This window comes from Microbacterium capsulatum, assembly GCF_030865425.1.
Lineage (GTDB): Bacteria > Actinomycetota > Actinomycetes > Actinomycetales > Microbacteriaceae > Microbacterium > Microbacterium capsulatum.
This window is the reverse complement of record NZ_JAVFCB010000002.1, coordinates 388,131-406,388: the sequence shown is the minus strand read 5'-3', so window position 1 is coordinate 406,388 and position 18,258 is coordinate 388,131. Positions and strand designations below refer to the sequence as shown.

18 protein-coding genes and 1 riboswitch are annotated in these 18,258 nt (G+C 71.4%); of the genes, 6 read left to right on the top strand and 12 right to left on the bottom strand.

Annotated features, from left to right (window positions below):
- Positions 1–25 precede the first annotated feature (25 nt).
- Positions 26–1,576 carry a signal recognition particle protein gene (gene ffh / locus RBR11_RS04825; protein ID WP_308488166.1) on the bottom strand — a complete coding sequence of 517 codons (1,551 nt, stop codon included), beginning with the start codon at positions 1,574–1,576 and terminating at the stop codon, positions 26–28.
- Between the two features lie 79 nt (positions 1,577–1,655).
- Positions 1,656–1,763: riboswitch (TPP riboswitch) on the top strand.
- On the opposite strand from ffh, the gene thiC reads away from it, so the two are divergent.
- Complete coding sequence (thiC, locus tag RBR11_RS04820; RefSeq protein WP_308488165.1) at positions 1,758–3,503, top strand: phosphomethylpyrimidine synthase ThiC; 1,746 nt, start codon at positions 1,758–1,760, stop codon at positions 3,501–3,503. It overlaps the preceding riboswitch by 6 nt.
- Before the next feature lie 64 nt (positions 3,504–3,567).
- Here the strand turns inward: thiC and RBR11_RS04815 are convergent, their stop codons facing one another.
- The gene (locus RBR11_RS04815; RefSeq protein WP_308488164.1) at positions 3,568–4,155 is read right to left on the bottom strand and encodes a TetR/AcrR family transcriptional regulator; all 588 of its coding nucleotides are present in this window, start codon (positions 4,153–4,155) and stop codon (positions 3,568–3,570) included.
- An 87-nt stretch (positions 4,156–4,242) separates the two neighbouring features.
- On the opposite strand from RBR11_RS04815, the gene lipB reads away from it, so the two are divergent.
- The 3 genes from lipB to RBR11_RS04800 all read left to right on the top strand — a co-directional run bounded on the left by lipB (position 4,243) and on the right by RBR11_RS04800 (position 6,118).
- Positions 4,243–4,884, top strand: a complete 642-nt coding sequence (gene lipB, locus RBR11_RS04810) for a lipoyl(octanoyl) transferase LipB (RefSeq protein ID WP_308488163.1) — start codon at positions 4,243–4,245, stop codon at positions 4,882–4,884.
- Entirely contained in the window at positions 4,881–5,870 is a 990-nt protein-coding gene (gene lipA, locus RBR11_RS04805; protein WP_308488162.1) for a lipoyl synthase, read from the top strand. The genes lipB and lipA overlap by 4 nt, the downstream gene beginning before the upstream one ends.
- A 122-nt stretch (positions 5,871–5,992) precedes the next feature.
- Entirely contained in the window at positions 5,993–6,118 is a 126-nt protein-coding gene (locus tag RBR11_RS04800) for a hypothetical protein (RefSeq protein WP_308488161.1), read from the top strand.
- Between the two features lie 194 nt (positions 6,119–6,312).
- Here the strand turns inward: RBR11_RS04800 and RBR11_RS04795 are convergent, their stop codons facing one another.
- The 3 genes from RBR11_RS04795 to smc all read right to left on the bottom strand — a co-directional run bounded on the left by RBR11_RS04795 (position 6,313) and on the right by smc (position 11,381).
- On the bottom strand, positions 6,313–6,813 hold the full coding sequence (locus tag RBR11_RS04795) for a DUF2004 domain-containing protein (protein WP_308488160.1): 501 nt from the start codon (positions 6,811–6,813) through the stop codon (positions 6,313–6,315).
- Between the two features lie 91 nt (positions 6,814–6,904).
- Entirely contained in the window at positions 6,905–7,780 is an 876-nt protein-coding gene (gene ftsY / locus RBR11_RS04790) for a signal recognition particle-docking protein FtsY (RefSeq protein WP_308488159.1), read from the bottom strand.
- A gap of 67 nt (positions 7,781–7,847) precedes the next feature.
- A complete protein-coding gene (gene smc / locus RBR11_RS04785; protein WP_308488303.1) occupies positions 7,848–11,381 on the bottom strand; it encodes a chromosome segregation protein SMC in 3,534 nt (1,177 codons plus the stop codon).
- Positions 11,382–11,864: 483 nt separating this feature from the next.
- Here smc and RBR11_RS04780 point away from each other — a divergent pair, with 483 nt between their 5' ends.
- Positions 11,865–12,119 carry a hypothetical protein gene (locus tag RBR11_RS04780; protein ID WP_308488158.1) on the top strand — a complete coding sequence of 85 codons (255 nt, stop codon included), beginning with the start codon at positions 11,865–11,867 and terminating at the stop codon, positions 12,117–12,119.
- 99 nt (positions 12,120–12,218) lie between these two features.
- Here the strand turns inward: RBR11_RS04780 and RBR11_RS04775 are convergent, their stop codons facing one another.
- Positions 12,219–12,908, bottom strand: coding sequence for a hypothetical protein (locus tag RBR11_RS04775; RefSeq protein WP_308488157.1), 690 nt, complete (start codon positions 12,906–12,908; stop codon positions 12,219–12,221).
- Positions 12,909–13,018: 110 nt separating this feature from the next.
- Between RBR11_RS04775 and RBR11_RS04770 the strand changes: the two genes are divergently transcribed.
- Positions 13,019–14,107 carry a GNAT family N-acetyltransferase gene (locus tag RBR11_RS04770; protein ID WP_308488156.1) on the top strand — a complete coding sequence of 363 codons (1,089 nt, stop codon included), beginning with the start codon at positions 13,019–13,021 and terminating at the stop codon, positions 14,105–14,107.
- 12 nt (positions 14,108–14,119) lie between these two features.
- Here the strand turns inward: RBR11_RS04770 and RBR11_RS04765 are convergent, their stop codons facing one another.
- From RBR11_RS04765 to RBR11_RS04740, 6 genes are all read right to left on the bottom strand, one after another.
- Complete coding sequence (locus tag RBR11_RS04765) at positions 14,120–14,431, bottom strand: HU family DNA-binding protein (protein WP_308488155.1); 312 nt, start codon at positions 14,429–14,431, stop codon at positions 14,120–14,122.
- A 198-nt stretch (positions 14,432–14,629) separates the two neighbouring features.
- Entirely contained in the window at positions 14,630–15,046 is a 417-nt protein-coding gene (gene fliW / locus RBR11_RS04760) for a flagellar assembly protein FliW (RefSeq protein ID WP_308488154.1), read from the bottom strand.
- A complete protein-coding gene (gene flgL, locus RBR11_RS04755; RefSeq protein ID WP_308488153.1) occupies positions 15,043–15,930 on the bottom strand; it encodes a flagellar hook-associated protein FlgL in 888 nt (295 codons plus the stop codon). Before flgL ends, fliW begins: the two co-directional genes overlap by 4 nt.
- Before the next feature lie 16 nt (positions 15,931–15,946).
- Positions 15,947–17,353, bottom strand: coding sequence for a flagellar hook-associated protein FlgK (flgK, locus tag RBR11_RS04750; protein WP_308488152.1), 1,407 nt, complete (start codon positions 17,351–17,353; stop codon positions 15,947–15,949).
- Between the two features lie 7 nt (positions 17,354–17,360).
- Complete coding sequence (flgN, locus tag RBR11_RS04745; protein WP_308488151.1) at positions 17,361–17,843, bottom strand: flagellar export chaperone FlgN; 483 nt, start codon at positions 17,841–17,843, stop codon at positions 17,361–17,363.
- A gap of 121 nt (positions 17,844–17,964) precedes the next feature.
- Positions 17,965–18,210 (bottom strand): carbon storage regulator, encoded by a 246-nt coding sequence (locus tag RBR11_RS04740; protein ID WP_308488150.1) that lies wholly within the window; start codon positions 18,208–18,210, stop codon positions 17,965–17,967.
- Positions 18,211–18,258: the final 48 nt, after the last annotated feature.

Genomic DNA, 18,258 nt, shown 5'->3' with positions numbered 1-18,258 from the left:
CTCCGGGCCCGCCGTGTTCCGTGCGTCAGTTCTTGCCGAAGAGCTTCTGGATCTCGGCCATGTCCGCCTCGGTGGGCGCAGGGCGGCCGCCGAGGCCGAAGCCGGATCCGGTGGCCTCCTGGCTGGTCGCGAGGCCCGCGTTCTCCGCGGCGCGCTTGGCCGGGTTGCCCGAGCGGGACCCCGAGCTCTTCCCCTTCTTGCCGCGCTTCGACGACGCGCCGGGGCGGCCCATGCCGGGCACCGGTCCCATTCCGGGGATGTTCGGGGTGCCGCCGCGCGCGACGGTCTTCATCATCTTCGCGGCCTGCTCGAAGCGCTGCACGAGCTGGTTGACGTCGGTCACGGTCATGCCGGATCCGCGTGCGATGCGCAGGCGGCGGGAGCCGTTGAGCACCTTCGGGTTGCGCCGCTCGCCCGGGGTCATCGAGCGGATGATCGCCTCGGTGCGGTCGATCTCGCGCTCGTCGAAGTCCTCGAGCTGCTGCTTCATCTGGCCCATGCCCGGGAGCATCCCGAGCATCTTCTTCATCGAGCCCATCTTCTTCAGCTGCTGCATCTGGTCGAGGAAGTCCTCGAGCGTGAAGGTCTCGGTGGCGAGCTTCTCGGCGACCTTGAGCGCTTCGGCCTCGTCGAAGGCCTGCTGCGCCTGCTCGATGAGGGTGAGGATGTCGCCGAGGTCGAGGATCCGGCTGGCCATGCGGTCCGGGTGGAACGGCTCGAGGGCGTCGAGGGTCTCCCCCGTCGACGCGAACATGATCGGCCGGCCGGTGATCGACGCGACGGACAGCGCCGCGCCGCCGCGGGCGTCGCCGTCGAGCTTGGAGAGCACGACGCCGGTGAAGTCCACCCCGTCCTGGAACGCCTTCGCCGTGTTCACGGCGTCCTGGCCGATCATCGCGTCGATGACGAAGAGGACCTCGTCCGGGTTCGTCGCGGCGCGGATGTCGGCGGCCTGCTTCATCATCTCGGCGTCGACGCCGAGGCGGCCGGCGGTGTCGATGATGACGACGTCGTGCTGCTGGCGGCGGGCGTGCTCGACGCCGTCGCGGGCGACGCGGACCGGGTCGCCGACGCCGTTGCCGGGCTCGGGCGCGTAGATCGTGGCGCCCGCCTGCTCGGCGACGACCTGGAGCTGGTTCACGGCGTTCGGGCGCTGCAGGTCGGCGGCGACGAGCAACGGCGTGTGCCCCTCGCCCTGCAGCTGCCGGGCGAGCTTGCCGGCGAAGGTCGTCTTTCCGGATCCCTGCAGACCCGCGAGCATGATGACGGTCGGCGGGTTCTTCGCGAATTCGAGGCGGCGCTGCTCGCCGCCGAGGATCGCGATGAGCTCCTCGTTGACGATCTGCACGACCTGCTGCGCCGGGTTCAGCGCGCGGTTGACCTCGTCGCCGAGCGCCCGCTCGCGGACCTTCGCGGTGAAGTCCTTGACGACGGGGAGCGCGACGTCGGCGTCGAGCAGGGCGCGCCGGATCTCCCGGACGGTCCCGTCGACGTCGGAGGCCGACAGCTTGCCCTTCGTGCGCAGATTGCGGAAGGTCTCGGTGAGCCGATCGGAGAGGGTGCCAAAAGTAGCCATGGTGCCCCCGATTCTACGCGACGTCGACCCTGCGTCCTGTTCCTGGACGACGCCCTCGTGGCGACTGTGCTACGGTTCCGACCGACCACACGGGAGCCCTCGCAAGGGCTGAGATCGGGCTGACGCGGCCTGCGACCGTCGAACCTGTCCGGGTAATGCCGGCGAAGGAAGTGAGCAGCCCATGGGCGACCTGTACGCAACCCATTCCCTGGCCTACGCGGAGGACCCCGAACACGGGATCCGCGTGCCGGTCACCGAGATCGCGCTGGACGACTCGCCGGGCGGCGAGCCGAACCCGCCGCTGCGGGTGTACCGCACGGCCGGTCCCGGCAGCGACCCGGTGGTCGGCCTCCCGCCGCTGCGTGCCGAGTGGATCGGCGCGCGCGGCGACACCGAGGGCTACCGCGGACGCGAGCGCGACCTGCTCGACGACGGCCGTTCCGCCGTCCGGCGCGGCGCCGCGTCCGCCGAGTGGAAGGGCGCGAAGCCCGTGCCCCGCCGCGCGCTGGCGGGCCGCACCGTGACGCAGATGCACTACGCGCGCCGCGGCGAGATCACCCCGGAGATGCGGTTCGTCGCGCTGCGCGAGAACTGCCCCGTCGAGCTCGTGCGCAGCGAGCTCGCGGCCGGCCGCGCGATCATCCCCAGCAACATCAACCACCCGGAGGCGGAGCCGATGATCATCGGCCGGGCTTTCCTGGTGAAGATCAACGCCAACATCGGCAACTCCGCCGTGACCAGCTCGATCGCCGAAGAGGTCGACAAGCTGCAGTGGGCGACCCGCTGGGGCGCGGACACGGTCATGGACCTGTCCACGGGCGACGACATCCACACCACGCGCGAGTGGATCATCCGCAACGCCCCGGTCCCGATCGGGACCGTCCCGATCTACCAGGCCCTGGAGAAGGTGAACGGCGAGGCGGACAAGCTGACCTGGGAGATCTTCCGGGACACCGTGATCGAGCAGTGCGAGCAGGGCGTCGACTACATGACGATCCACGCCGGCGTGCTGCTGCGCTACGTCCCCCTCACCGCGGACCGGGTCACCGGGATCGTCTCCCGCGGCGGATCGATCATGGCCGGCTGGTGCCTCGCGCACCACGAGGAGAACTTCCTGTACACGCACTTCGACGAGCTGTGCGAGATCTTCGCCCAGTACGACGTCGCGTTCTCCCTCGGCGACGGCCTGCGCCCCGGTTCGACGGCGGACGCGAACGACGCGGCCCAGTTCGCCGAGCTGGACACCCTCGCCGAGCTGACCAAGCGGGCGTGGACGTACGACGTCCAGGTGATGGTGGAGGGCCCGGGACACATCCCGTTCCACCTGGTCCGGGAGAACATCGAGCGCCAGCAGGAGCTGTGCGACGGCGCCCCGTTCTACACGCTCGGCCCGCTGGTGACCGATGTCGCGCCCGGCTACGACCACATCACCTCCGCGATCGGCGCCACCGAGATCGCCCGCTACGGCACCGCCATGCTCTGCTACGTGACCCCCAAGGAGCACCTCGGCCTGCCGAACAAGGACGACGTCAAGACCGGCGTGATCACGTACAAGATCGCCGCGCACGCCGCCGACCTGGCCAAGGAGCACCCCGGCGCGCACGAGCGCGACGACGCGCTGTCGAAGGCGCGCTTCGAGTTCCGCTGGCGGGACCAGTTCGGGCTGTCGCTGGATCCGCACACGGCCGAGGCCTTCCACGACGAGACCCTGCCCGCCGAGCCGGCCAAGACCGCGCACTTCTGCTCCATGTGCGGCCCGAAGTTCTGCTCCATGCGGATCAGTCAGGACATCCGCAACGAGTTCGGGAGCGCGGACTCCCAGGCGGCGATCGCGCGGATGCACGAGGGGATGCGGGCGAAGAGCAAGGAGTTCCTCGCCTCGGGCGGGGAGGTCTACCTGCCCGATCCGGCCATGCCCGCCCGCTGAGCAGGAGCGGAAACGCCGCCGAGGCCGTGGATCGGAGTTCCCGCGGTCCCGGCGGCGTCCGCGCTCAGCCCCAGTGCAGGTCGGTGATCCGCGGGAGGGCGTGCTGCAGCTGCTCCAGGGGCGAGCCGTGGCCGGCGCCGCTCTCCGCCCAGACCCGCAGCGAGCTCAGCACGGCGACCGCGTATGCGGCGCCCAGCACGTCGGCGCGGATCCGCTCCACGCCGGCGCCCCGTGCCGCCTCGGACAGCGCGGCGGCGAGGCGCCCCTGGCGGAGCGCGGACTCGCGCTGCAGCTCCTCCTCCAGGCCCATCGCCCTGGCGTTGCTGAACGCGAGGGCGAGCGGGTCGGGGGCGATCCCGTGCAGGATCGCGGCGAGCACCGCCTCGACACGAGCGGGATCCGCTCCGGCACCCGGCTCCGCCAGCACCCGCACGGCCGTGCCGATCCGCTCGTCGAGGCCCGACCAGAGCACGTCGCTCTTCGAGGAGAAGTAGTTGAAGAAGCTGGAGCGGCTCACGCCGGCGCGCCGGGAGATGTCGGCGATCGAGGTGTGCTCGTAGCCGTGCTCGAGGAACAGCTCGCAGGCCGCCTCGGCGATGGTCTCGCGGGAGGAGACGCGGGGACGGCCGACGCCACGAGGGGAGCTGGTCATCCCGCCACCGTATCGCGCCGTACCCGCCCGTCGGATCCCGGCCTATTATTGAACGGCATTCAACAACTCGATCAGTAAGGATCGGTCATGCTCGACATCCTGAGGGTGGGCCTGGGCCCCGATTACGTCCCGTACCTCGACGGCTGGGACCTGCAGCGCCGGATCCACGCGGAGGTCGTGGCGGGCGACCGCCCGGACACCCTGCTGCTGCTGGAGCACGAGGCGGTCTACACCGCCGGCAAGCGCACCGAGCCGCAGGAGCGCCCGCAGGACGGCACGCCCGTGGTCGACGTCGACCGCGGCGGCAAGATCACCTGGCACGGCCCGGGCCAGCTCGTCGGCTACCCGATCGTCCGGCTGCCCGAACCCATGGACGTCGTCGCGCACGTGCGCCGTCTCGAGGGCGTGCTGATCGACCTGCTCCGCCCGCTCGGCGTCGACGGCTACCGCGTCGACGGCCGCAGCGGCGTGTGGGTGCGCCGTCCGCTCAGCGAGGACAAGGTCGCCGCGATCGGCGTACGGGTGCAGCAAGGCGTCACCATGCACGGCTTCGCGCTCAACTGCGACAACACGCTCGCGGGCTTCCGCGGGATCATCCCATGCGGCATCACCGACGCCGGGGTCACGACCGTGAGCGAGATCCTCGGCCGCGACGTCTCCCCCGCCGACCTCGTCGACCAGGTCGCCGACGCGTTCACGGCCGAGTACGCGACGGAGGTGGCCGCGTGAGCGCCGCACCCGAGGGACGCAAGCTGCTGCGTCTGGAGATCCGCAACGCGGAGACCCCGATCGAGCGCAAGCCGGAGTGGATCAAGACCAAGGCGAAGATGGGCCCGGAGTACAAGGCCCTGCACTCGCTGGTCAAGGACGAGGGTCTGCACACGGTGTGCCAGGAGGCCGGCTGCCCGAACATCTTCGAGTGCTGGGAGGACAAGGAGGCCACGTTCCTCATCGGCGGCTCGCAGTGCACCCGTCGCTGCGACTTCTGCCAGATCGACACCGGCAAGCCCGACGCCTACGACACCGACGAGCCCCGTCGCGTCGCCGAGAGCGTGCAGCAGATGGGCCTGCGCTACGCGACGGTCACGAGCGTCGCCCGCGACGACCTGCCCGACACCGGCGCCTGGCTGAACGCCGAGACCGTGCGCAAGATCCACGAGCTGAACCCGAACACCGGCGTGGAGCTGCTCGCGAACGAGCACAACGCCGACCCGGACTTCCTCGGCCAGATCTTCGACGCCCGCCCCGAGGTGTTCGCGCACAACGTCGAGACCGTGCCGCGCATCTTCAAGCGGATCCGCCCCGCCTTCAAGTACGAGCGCTCGCTGAACGTGATCACGCAGGGCCACGAGGCCGGCCTGATCACCAAGTCGAACCTCATCCTCGGCATGGGCGAGGAGCCGGAGGAGGTCATCCAGGCGCTGCAGGACCTGCACGACGCCGGCTGCGACATCATCACGATCACGCAGTACCTGCGCCCCACGCCCCGGCACCTGCCGGTGTCGCGCTGGGTCAAGCCCGACGAGTTCGTCGCCTTCAAGGAGGAGGCGGAGCGGATCGGCTTCCTCGGCGTGCTCGCGGGCCCGCTCGTACGCTCCTCGTACCGCGCCGGCCGCCTGTGGGCCCAGTCGATGATCTCGAAGGGCCGGGAGATCCCGCCGCACCTCGCGCACATCGCCGAGAGCGCGAATCTGGGCTTCGCCCAGGCCGTCTAGCCCCGCCCTTTCGGGGTCGTCGAGCGAGCCCCGAGTGCAGCGGGGAGCGAGACGAAACGCGGTTCCCCTCGGGAGGCCGCGTTTCGTCTCGGTCGCCTTCGGCGTCCTCGCGCAACGACCCCGTGGACAGGCGGTCACCTGCGGCGTCCTCGCTCAACGACCCCGTGATCTCGAAGGGCCGGGAGATCCCGCCGCACCTCGCGCACATCGCCGAGAGCGCGAATCTGGGCTTCGCCCAGGCCGTCTAGGCCCGCACTTTCGGGGTCGTTGAGCGAGCCCCGAGCGCAGCGAGGAGCGAGACGAAACGCGGTTCCCTCGGGAGGCCGCGTTTCGTCTCGGTCGCCTTCGGCGTCCTCGCTCAACGACCCCGTGGGCCGGCGGTCATCTGCGGCGTCCTCGCTCAACGACCCTGGAGGGAACGGAACGGATCCCGGTCCGTGTCTCAGTCGGCGCTCATGACCGACAGCACGTTGCCGTCGGAACCGAAGTTCACCAGAAGGACGTCCTCGTTGCCCTCGGCGTCCAGGGCGTACTCCAGCACCGCGAAGGGCTCGCTGCCGCCGTGCTCGTCGACGAGCAGGGTCATGCTCATCAGTCGCAGCGACCGGATGATGTCGACGGCGGCGTCGCCGCTCACGTCGACGAGGTAGTCGACGAGCTCGTCGCCGTACTCCTCCTGCTGCTGCAGGATGTACTCGGTCACCTCGCTGGTGCGGTCGTCGACCTCGGAGAGCATTCCGCGGCGGGCCTTGGCGTCGATCGCCTCGAGGCCGGACACGAAGGCGGCGGCGATGTCGAGCGAGTCCGCGGACACGTCCTCCTGATCGGGCGCGGTCAGGTCCACGGTGAGGGCCTGGTCGCCGAACTCCACGGTCTCGGACCAGAAGATCGATCCGTCGGGTCCCGAGGAGAGCAATCCGAAGAAGTCGTGTTCGATCGCCATAACGCTATAAAACCAGCCTTGTGCGCGTGGCGGTAGTCCGTTGCGCGCGAGGCGCGCTTCGGTTACGAAACGGTGCCGGATCGGTCCCGGATCAGCTGCCGACGAGGGCCTGCACGAACACGTGCGGGGTGAAGCCGGTGAGGTCGTCGATGCCCTCGCCCTGTCCGAGGAGTTTCACCGGGATGCCGGTGCGCTCCTGCACGGCGAGCACGAATCCGCCCTTCGCGGAGCCGTCCAGCTTGGTCAGGACGAGCCCGGTGACGCCGGCGTGCTCGAGGAACGCCTCGGCCTGGATCACGCCGTTCTGGCCCGTCGTGGCGTCGAGGACGAGCAGCACCTCGCTGATCGGCGCCTGCTTCTCGACGACCCGGCGGATCTTCGACAGCTCGTCCATGAGCCCGCCCTTGGTGTGCAGGCGGCCGGCGGTGTCGATGATGACGATCTCGGTGCCCTGGTTCTTCGCGTACTCGATGGTCTGGAACGCGACGGACGCCGGATCCTGTCCGTGCTGCTGCGGGCGGACGATCGCCGCCCCGGCGCGCTGGGCCCAGGTGGCCAGCTGCTCGACGGCGGCGGCGCGGAAGGTGTCCGCGGCGCCGACGACGACCGAGCGCTCGTAGCCGCGGAGGAACTTGGTGAACTTGCCGATCGTGGTGGTCTTGCCGACGCCGTTCACGCCGACGACGAGGACGACCGCGGGGCGCTCGGTGAGCTTGAGCGTGGTGTCGAACTTCGCGAAGTGCTCCTCGAGGGTCTCCCGGAGCATCCGCTGCAGATCCTTCGGATCCGTCGTGCGGTAGCGGTCGACCTTCTCGCGCAGCTCGTCCACGAGGCGCTCGGTGATGTCGGGCCCGAAGTCGGCGGTGAGCAGCGCCGTCTCGAGGTCGTCCCAGGTGTCGTCGTCGATCGTGGGCTTGACGAACATGCCGCGCAGCGCACGACCGAGGGACCAGGACTTCTCCGCCATGCGTCCAGCCTACGGGGACGGACCGGTCGAACCCGGCGTGTTCGCCGACGGCGCGAGGACGCGCGGCTCAGGCGTTCGCCGTGGCACGGTCGCCGACGCGCTGGCCGACCACGGCCGAGACGCCGTCCTGGCGCATGGACACCCCGTACAGGGCGTCCGCGATCTCCATCGTCCGCTTCTGGTGCGTGATCACGAGCAGCTGCGAGCTCGCGCGGAGCTGCTCGAACACCGTCAGCAGGCGCCCGAGGTTGGCGTCGTCGAGCGCCGCCTCCACCTCGTCCAGGATGTAGAAGGGGCTGGGGCGGGCCTTGAAGATCGCGACGAGCAGGGCGACCGCAGCGAGCGACCGCTCGCCGCCGGAGAGCAGCGACAGCCGTTCGATCTTCTTGCCGACGGGGCGCACCGCGACCTCGATGCCCGTGTTCAGCAGGTCGTCGGGGTTGGTCAGCGAGATGCTGCCCGCACCGCCGGGGAACAGCAGTGGGAAGACCTCGCCGAAGGCCTGCCGGGTGTCCTCGAACGCGGCGGCGAAGATCGTCTGCATCCGCTCGTCGAGCTCGGCGATGATCGTCAGCAGGTCCTGCCGCGTCTTGGTGAGATCGGCGAGCTGCTCGGTGAGGAACGCGTGCCGCTGCTCGAGCGCGGCGAACTCCTCGAGCGCGAGCGGGTTGACCCGGCCGAGCTGCGTGAGCTTGCGCTCCGCCTCCTGCAGCCGGCGCTGCTGGATCCGCCGGTCGAAGGCGATCCCGGTCTCCTCGGTCTCCTCCCCGTGCTCGTCGCCGGGATCGCGGGGAACGAGCTGGTCCGGACCGTATTCCGCGATGAGGATGTCTTCGTCGAGCGCGAGCTCGGACTGCACCCGCTCGAGCAGGCTGGTCAGGTGCAGCTTCTTCTCGTGGATCTGCAGCTCGAGCCCGTGCACGCTCTCGGTGAGCCCGGCGAGCCGCTCGCGGATGGACGAGTCCTGGCCGCGCAGCCGGGTGAGCTCCTCGTTCTGCGCGGAGCGCGCGGCCTCCGCCGCCCCGAGGGCGAGCCGGGCCTCGGAGACCGAGCGGTCGATCGAGTCGAGGATCCGCGGGAGCTCCGCGGCGACGCCGGACGCGGTCTCGCGCTGGGCGCGGCGGATCACGGCGCGCCGGGCGGCCTCCGCGGCGGCCTCGCGTTCGCGCTCGCGCTGCCGTTCGAGCGAGGCCACGCGGGTCTGCGCCGCGCGCACCCGCTCGCGGAGCGTCTCGATCCCGAGCCGGGCCTCGAGCTCGGCCTCGCGGGCGGCCTCCAACGCCTCGAGCAGCCCGTCCCGCGCGGAGGCGTCGAGGATCGGGCGCGGTTTGGCCTCGGCCTGCGCCAGGGTGCTCTTCGCGGATTCGGCCTTGGCCTCGGCGTCCGCGACCGTGGACTGCGCCTGCGCGAGCCCGGACTCGAGCCGCTCGCACTCGGCGACCGCGGATTCGTGCTGCACGGTGACGCGGTTGACCTGCTCGGTGTGCGCGGCCAACGCGGCGTCGTGCTCGCGGAGGGTGCGCAGGGCGTCGCGCGACGTGCGTCGCGCGATCTCGAGTGTCTCCGTGCCGTCCTCGCGGGCCTCGCGCAGCGAGTCGACGACGACCCGGACTTCGCTCAGCCGGTCGACGGCGGCGTCGCGCTCGGCGACGAGTTCGAGCCGGGAGCGCTCCCCGCCGGATCCGGTGTGCAGAGTGTGCGCCGTGAGCACGTCGCCGTCCCGGGTGACGATCGTCAGCGGCAGCCCGGACACGGCGGCCGCCGCCGCGTGCGCGGACCGCGCCGCGGCCAGGTCGTCGACGACGAGCACGTGGGCGAGCACGCCGAGCACGCCGGCAGGTGCCGTCACGACGCTCGAGGCCGGGGTGGCCCCGGGGATCCCCGCGTCGGCGACGGCCGCGGCGGATCCCGCGGCGATGACGATGTCGAACGCCCCGACGTCGTCCGTCGTGGACGCGAGCGCGAAGGCGGCCTCGGCGTCGTCGACGAGGACGCCCTCCGCGAGCGGGCCGAGCACGGCGGCGATCGCCGCCTCGAAGCCGGGCTTGACCTGCACCGCGTCCCCGACGAGACCGCGCACGCCGGGACGGCCTTCCTTGACGATCTCGGCGGCGCCGCCGGTGACGGCGATCGCACTGCCCAGCGCGGCGGCCTTCGCGGTGAGCGCCTCGGCCTCGCGCTCGGCGGCGTGCAGCCGTTCGCGCAGTCCCTCGAGCTCGGCCTCCGCGGCGACGACCCGCGCCTGCGCGCGTTCGTACGCCTCGGCGTGCTCAGCGGCGGTGCCCTCGGGGGCCTCGCCCTCCTCGATCCGCTCGCGGGCCTCCGCGGCGTGGCGGCGGCGCTCGTTCGCCGCCTCGAGGGCGTTCTCCTGGCGCAGCACCGCGCCGCGCACCGCGGCGAGAGCCGATGCGGCCGCCTCGGCCTGTCCGCGCAGAGTCGTCAGGCGCATGTCGTGCTCGGAGACGAGCGCGCTCTGCTCGGCGATGTCGACGTCGAGCGCGTCCAGCTCCGCCCGCGCGTGCCCGACCTCGCGCGTCGCCTCCTGCGCGGCGTCCTGGGCGCGGCCGATCCCGGAGGAGATCTCCTCGACCTCGTCCTTCGCCTCGTCGATCGTCGCCTGGGTGACGGTCACCGCGGTCACGGCGGCGTCGTCCTCGTCGGTGCCGAGCAGGGCGAGCCGCTGGTTGGCGAGCGTGAACAGGCCGCGCATGCGCTCCTGCACCTGCTCGAGCCCGAACGCGACGCGACGCGCCTCATCTACGGCGGCGGAGTTCTGCGTGCTCTCCAGCCGGGTGATGTCGGCGCGGATCCGATCCGCCTGCTCGCTCAGCACGACCCGCTCGGCGTGCCGCTCGTGCTCGTTGCGGGTGTGGTCGGCGAGGGCGGAGCGGAGCGCGACGACGTCGTCGGCGAAGATCCGCGCCTTGGCGTCGCGCACCACTGCGGCGATCGTCTGCGCCTCGCGCGCGATCTCGGCCTGACGCCCGAGCGGCTTCAGCTGCCGTCGGATCTCCCCCGCCAGGTCGCTGAGGCGCGTCAGATTGGTCTCCATGGCGTCGAGCTTGCGGAGCGTCTTCTCCTTGCGCCGCCGGTGCTTGAGGATCCCCGCCGCCTCCTCGATGAAGCCGCGGCGGTCCTCGGGCGAGGCCTGCAGCACCGTGTCGAGGCGCCCCTGGCCGACGATGACGTGCATCTCGCGGCCGAGGCCCGAGTCGCTGAGCAGCTCCTGCACGTCGAGCAGGCGGCAGCCCTCGCCGTTGATCGCGTACTCGCTCGAGCCGTTGCGGAACAGCGTGCGGCTGATGGTCACCTCGGCGTACTCGATCGGCAGGGCGCCGTCGCTGTTGTCGATCGTGAGCTGCACCTCGGCGCGGCCGAGGGGCCCGCGGGTCGAGGTGCCGGCGAAGATGACGTCCTCCATCTTGCCGCCGCGGAGGGTCTTCGCGCCCTGCTCCCCCATGACCCAGGCGAGCGCGTCGACGACGTTCGACTTGCCGGATCCGTTCGGGCCGACGATGCACGTCACGCCGGGTTCGAAGGCGAACGTCGTCGGCTGCGCGAAGGACTTGAACCCCTTGAGGGTCAGGCTCTTCAGGTGCATGGGCACGCCCGACGTCCGACTGAATTCACGGCGTCTACGCTATCGCGCCCGTCCGGCCCTCCCTGGGGGAAACGCCCGGAGTCCAGGGATTTCTGAGTGACACCTTGACGTCTCCTATGAGCCTGGGCTAGCGTGACAACTCCGAGCCGAGAGAGGAGGTTGCCGAAAATGATGACTCGCGCTGATGTCACCCCGTTCCGTGGGTCCGCTGCGTACTCGGCGACTTCCGCCGGCGTCTTCGTGGTTCTCGCCGCGTAGACCGCACGCACTCCCCCTCGCCCCGGCCTGAGGCCGGCCCGACGCTTCGAGCGTCCGCGATCCGATCCGCCCTTCGGCGTCGATCGGCCGATCGCCTGCACGATCCGATCCCCTGAGATCCGGATCCGAATCCCCACACCCGTGACGCGCCGCGGCGTCCCATCCGGGCGACCGCGTCGTGGACCGAAACCGCCTTTCCGGCACGACCAACGAAAGCGAATCACCGTGAACACCGCATTGCACGCTTCGCACTCCACCGAGTCGAAGCACCTGTCCCTCCAACTCCCCCGCGAGGAGGAGCTCCGTCGCCTGTCGCTCACCGAGCGCCTGGCCCTCCGTGTCGCCCTGCATCTGATCGTGCGGGCAGGCTCCGCCGAGCGCACCGTCGAGCGCGCACAGCGCGCCGAGACCGCCGCCCACGTGCTCGCCGAGCACGAGGCGCAGCGGATCCAGCACTCGGCCCTCCGGCCCCTGCTCTGATCGGCGCCCGACATGGACGACACGACGATCCCGCTGTCTGCCGGCGCGACCCAGCGTCCGCCCGTGCTCCCCGCACGGGCGGACGCGGGGCCGTCGGCCTCACGCCTGGCTCGCGCGCGCCTCTTTCGAGACGGAGCGGAACACGCTGAACGTCCCGAGCGCGACGAAGAGCAGCGAGAACGCGATGCTCGACCCGTAGCCGGACCACATGTCGGGATTGTCGAAGACGTTCAGGAAGAACGTGTCCCAGAATTCCGCATTCCCGAGCGCCGAGAGCAGCGGCAGTTTGAGGAAAGCCGCGAGATCCGCCGCCAGACCTCCGAAGAACGCGAGCAGCAGAGCGAGCAGCGTGACGCCGACGATCACCGCGAGGCCCGCCATGCTCACTCGGCCGCCCGACCCCTTGCGGTACAGGAAGGCGGCTCCCCAGACCACCAGGAACGCGACGAACGAGGAGATGAAGCCGAGCTGCCAGATCACGACCCAGAGGATCACGCCGACCGGGATGACCGGAAGCGAGAAGAGCAGCCCGCGTGCGACGTTCTCCGCCGGGCGGAGCGATGCCGGAGCGGCGGACGCGGCCGGCGGGATCGTCTGCCGGATCTCGGGGACGATCGCATCGTGCACACCGGCCGACGAGCTGCCGACGGGCGCGGGAGAAGGGCCCGAGCCGGTCCCCGCGGCGATGTCGGGCACGACCATGCCCGTCGCAGGCGAGAACGACGAATGCGGGGTGCCCTGTTCCGGCGCGACGTCGTCGTCGGGCACCGGGGCGGTGTCTGTGGTCAACGGGATCTCCTCCGATCAGTGGGTCATCGACCCGGGCCCCCGGCGAGCAGCCGGAGGATAGCCAAAAGTAGCAGTCCGCAGCGCCTCGCTGCGATAAGACGGAGAGACAGATGATGACGTCAGAAACCCGCATACCGCTGCCCGCCGGCGCGACCCTGCACCCGCTGGTCCTGCCCGCCGACGCGGCCCGGATGCGGGCCTACGCCGACGCGCGCAACCGCTGCCTCACTGAGACCACGGGACGTGACGACGACCACCTCGACGCGGACGGCGTGAGGACCCTGCTCGCCTCGGATGCGGACATGCGCCGTCGCGCGTGGAGCGTGGAGCTCGACGGGCGCATGGTCGGCGTCGCCCATCTGAACGTCGCGCTCGACGGCGACGGCACCACCGCCGAGTGGCACGTCAGCCTGTACCGCGAGGTGCAGGGCCGCGGCATCGGATCCGCCGCGGCCGCGCACATCGACGAGCTCGCCCGCGCCGACGGCGTGCGGGAGCTGCAGACCTGGGCCGAGCAGCCGGCGGGCGACGCCGAGATGCTGCCCGCGCCGACGGGGTTCGGCGGGGTCCCGCACGACCGTGTCGCGCGGTTCCTGCTGGCGAGCGGCCACTCGCTCGAGCAGGTGTACCGCATCAGCGAGTACACCTGGACCCCCGGATCCGTCGACCGCCTGACGGCGCTCCGCGCGGATGCCGAGGCGCACTCCGCGGACTACCGCGTGGTGGGCTGGATGCTGCCGACGCCGCCACGGTACGTTCCCGGATACGCCTGGATGAAGTCGCGCATGTCGACGGACGCGCCGAGCGCCGGTCTGGACACCCCCGAGGAGGTCTGGGACGCCGGCCGCGTCGCCCGGCACGACCGGCGCTGGGCGGACATGGGCTTCGACCTCCAGGTCACCGCCGCGGAGCACCTCGCCACCGGCGAGCTCTGCGCGTTCAACGAGCTGGGCAGGAGGGGGCCGGCCGACAGCGTCACCCTGCAGAACGACACGCTCGTGCTCTCCGCACACCGCGGGCACCGCCTCGGCCTGCTCGTGAAGACGGCGGGGATGCTGAACTGGCGCGACCGGTTCCCGCTCTCGGACCGGATCATCACCTACAACGCCGAAGAGAACCGGCCCATGCTGAGCATCAACGAGACGATCGGCTTCGAGGCGATCGCGTACGAGGGCGCCTGGAAGAAGGACCTGCGCTGAGCGCAGGCCGGATCAGCCGTCGGAGGCCTGCACGCTCCGGTTCACGGCGCGCGTCGCCGAGAACTTGAGGACCGTGTAGTCCCCGATCTCGCCGTCGCCGTCGCCCTCGCCGAACCGCACGCGGTGGCCCTTGTGCTCCTGCGGGTAGAACTTGCCGAACCCCGTGAGGGTGACCCGGTTGCCCTTCCCGACCAGATCGAGGAGTTCTTCGATCATCGAGTCGTACGCCTGCTGAGCCACGGCCAGCGGCAGGTTCCCCCGCCGCGCGAAGCGCTGCACGAACTCCCTCTTGCTGACACGTCCCCGTTCGAGCTCTGCGCTCATCATCCCACCGTCCCAAGGTGCCCACCCGCCCTTGGGCGGCACGTCTGTCGATACCCCATTCATCGACCGAGCAACCGAAGCGCGTCGGTCTCATCCGACGAGAGCACGGCTGCGCCCCGCCGGTGTTCGTCAGAGGATAGCCCCTCTTCCTTGATAAAGGTGGCGAACGCGCGTTTCGGCTCCTTTACCTGCGTCCCCTCACCCCGCCGAGGAAGGCGTCGCACCGAGCAGCATCCGGATCGGCTGGTCCTGATCCTCGAGGATCATCTGCACGGCCCGACCGGTCTCCCGGTGGATGACCACGGGTGCCCGGAGGTTGACGTGCACGCCCTCCTCGGAGGGGTTCGCCACGACGAACAGCAGCGCCTCCCCGTCGTCCGCGGCGCCGATCTCGGCCAGGGCCGCCGCCGAGAGCCTCGGCGCGTACACGACGCCCTCGATCAGGAGCGGATCCAGCAGGAACAAGCGCACCGGGGCGCCGGCCGCCCGCAGCGCGTACAGCCCCTCCGCCTGCGGGATCCGTTCGAGCAGGAAGGTCGTGTGCGGGGCCAGCCCCGGCGGCGACGAGGCGAACTCGACGTCGACGACGGTCGCCTCGGGCGCGGTCGCGGTCATCGCAGGAACTCCAGGAGGTTGGTCTGCAGGCTCTTCGCGGTGACCTGCAGGGCGGACTGGTAGACGAGCTGAGCGGACTGGAGCCGCACCAGGACCTCGACGCTGTCGACGTTCTCGACCTCGGCCCGGCGGGCCTCCAGGTCGGTCGACACGGCGACGTTGTGCGAGGAGGCGCGTTCCAGCTGCGCCTGGCGGGCGCCGATCGACCCGCGCGCGGCGACCATGGCCGACAGCCGGGCGTCGATGTCGCCGAGCCGGGCGCCGACCTCCGTCCCGCTGCGCAGCTCGGCGGCGACGTCGCCGAGGAGGGCGAAGACGCTGTCCTTGCCCTGCCCGAACACCTGGGAGCCGTCGGCGTCCACGCGCACGGTCTCGTCGTCGCTGATACGGCGCTGCACGCCGTCTGCGCCGGTGCCGGTGAAGGCGAACGTGCCCGGGTCGAAGGCGCGGCCGGCGTCACTCGTCCCGGCGAACACGCTGCGCCCGAGGACCGTCGTGTTGGCCTGGGCGAGCATCTCGTCGCGGATGCTCTCCAGCTCCGCGGCGATGGATCCGCGCGCGGTGGCGCTGAGCGCCCCGGAGTTGGCGCCTTGCACGGTGAGATCGCGCGCCCGGTTGAGCAGGTCGACGCTCGCACCGAGCGCCGTGTCGACCGTGGTCGCCCAGGCCGTGCCGTCGCCGATGTTGCGGGCGTATTGGGCGGCGCGGGTCTGCTCCCCGTGCAGGCCGAGCGCGGTGGCCGCGGCGGCGGGATCCTCGCTCGGCGAGCGGAAGGCGCGCTGCGAGGTCGCCTGGTTCTGCAGACGGTCCCGCTCGGCCAGGTTCGCCTGCAGGGTGCGCAGCGTCTGCTGCGTGAGGGTGCTGCTCGTGATGCGTCCGATCATGGCGGGCTCCGGGCGGTCAGCGGCCGACGAGGCCGGTGCGGTTGATCAGGACGTCCAGCGCCTCGTCCACGGCGGTGAGCGCGCGGGCGGCGGCCTGGTAGGCGGTCTGGTAGGTGAGCAGGCTGATGGTCTCCTCGTCGCCGTCCACCGAGGCGTGGGACTGCTGCCCCGACACGGCGGCGATGGCGCCCGTGTCGGCGATGTCCGCCCGCTGCCGGTCGCCGGCGACGGAGACGGCGAACCCGGTCACGAAGCGCGACCAGGTCGCGCTCGGTCCGGTCGGGGATGCGCCCAGGGCACCGATCCGATCGGCGACCGCGGTGTCCTTCGGTCCGGCCCCGGGAGAGGCCAGCGCCAGCTCGGACAGGCCGGTCGGCACCACCCGCAGGCCGAGGGCCGCGGGCCCCGTCGCGTCGACGGAGAAGAAGTCCCCGCCGGGCGCTCCGCCCGGCGTCGTGCCCGATCGGTGGATCCGGTTGACCGCGTCGGCGAGGGCGGTCGCGGTGTCGTCGTACGCCCGCGCGACGCCGGCGAGCGACCCGCCGTCGGCGGCGGGGGCGAGTGCGCCGATCAGCCCGCCGAGCACACCGCCGGCGATCGTCACCGGGACGTCCGGACGGTCGGCCCAGGCGATCCCCATCCGTGCGCCCTCGGCGATGTCGTGCGGACCGGACGCGACGAGCGCGCGACTCGAGTCGCCGGAGACGAGCGCGTTCCCGTCGACGCGCACCGTGAGCGTGCCGTCCGTCTCGACCCGCGCCGTCGCTCCGACGGCCGTCGAGAGCTGCTGCGCGAGGACGCTGCGCCGGTCGATCAGCTCGTTCGCGTTCCTGCCGGACGCCACCGCGTCGCGGATCTGCCCGTTGAGAGCGGCGACCTGGCCGGCCACGCCGTTGACGTCGGCGACCTGCCGGTCGACCTGGCCGCGCAGGTCCGCCCACTGCCCGGCGATCGTCCGGTATCCGGTCGCGATCTGGCCGACGAGCACATCGGCGTTCGTCAGCACGATCTGCGCGGTCGCCGAGTCCGGGGAGTTCGCCAGATCCGACCAGCCCGACCAGAACCGGTCGAGGTTGGCCGCGAGGCCGTCCGTGCCGGGCTCCGCCATGACCGACTCGGCCTGGATCGCGGCCTTGGCCCGCGTCGACCAGAACCCCGAGGTTCCGAGCGCGTCCCGCACACGGGCGTCGAGGACGTCGTCGCCGAGGCGGGCGATGCTCGTCACGGTCGCACCGCCCCCGACGCCGAGCCCGGAGGGCCACAGCCCTGCCTGACCCGGCGCGGTGACGGACTCCTGCTCGGTCCGCTGCCGGGTGTAGCCGGGAGTGGTCTGGTTGGCGATGTTCTGACCGGTGACGGTCATGCCGGCGCGTGCCGCGGCAAGACCGGACTGTGCGATGCGGAGTCCTTCGAAAGTCGACACGGCCGCCTCACGCCCTGGTGTCGAGGAGCCGGGATCCGCCCCCGCGGACGACGCCGCCCGAGGGATCGTACTGCCCCGTCGGCACGCCCAGGCCGGCGATCGTCTCCTGGGTGACGCGGAGCGCGGCGCGCAGGCGCTGCTCGTTCACCTTCTTCATCTCGGCGATCTCGTCGGCCAGATCCGTCATCGCGCGCAGGTGACCCGAGAAGATCTCCCGCCACGCCTCGGTGGGTGCCGCCTCGATGAGCTCGCGCAGCGTCATGGCCTCGGGCGTCCCCCACGCCTCCGCGACCGCGACGACGAGGGCGTCCCGGGCGAGCGCCGCGGCCGGCATGGCCGCCAGGACGCGCTCCACCTCATCGGCCGCGCGGGAGACCCACCGCGTCCGCCCCGTCGCGAGGAGCATCTGCTGCTCGTCCAGCTTGAAGAGCAGCAGCTCGAGCAGATCGCGCTCGCGCATCAGCTGCATGCTCAGATCGTCCGCGGCCACAGTACGTCCCCTCGTCAGGTGGCAGATGTCAAACGGGATCCCCCCATCCCACTACGACTATCGCGACCCGGACGCCGTTCGTAACCCCGCACACGCCGGGAAACGGGCAACTCGCGCGCGGTCAGGCTCCGCGGGCCCGTCCCAGCGCGTTCAGGAGTGCGGCCTCCGCGCCCTCGCCGGCGGACGCCTGCACGGCATCCTGGTTCTCGTCGCCGACGGCGACCACGGTCTCCATGCGGTTGATGCGCCTGTCCCGCGGGGCATCGATCCCGACCCGGACGCCGCCGGGCGTCACCGCGAGGATCGTGACGGTGATGTCGTCGCCGATCCGGATGCTCTCGTTCGCGCGCCGAGTGAGTACCAGCATTCTCGTGGGGTCGCCTTCCGTGGCCGCTGCGCCCGGAGCGCAGATCCT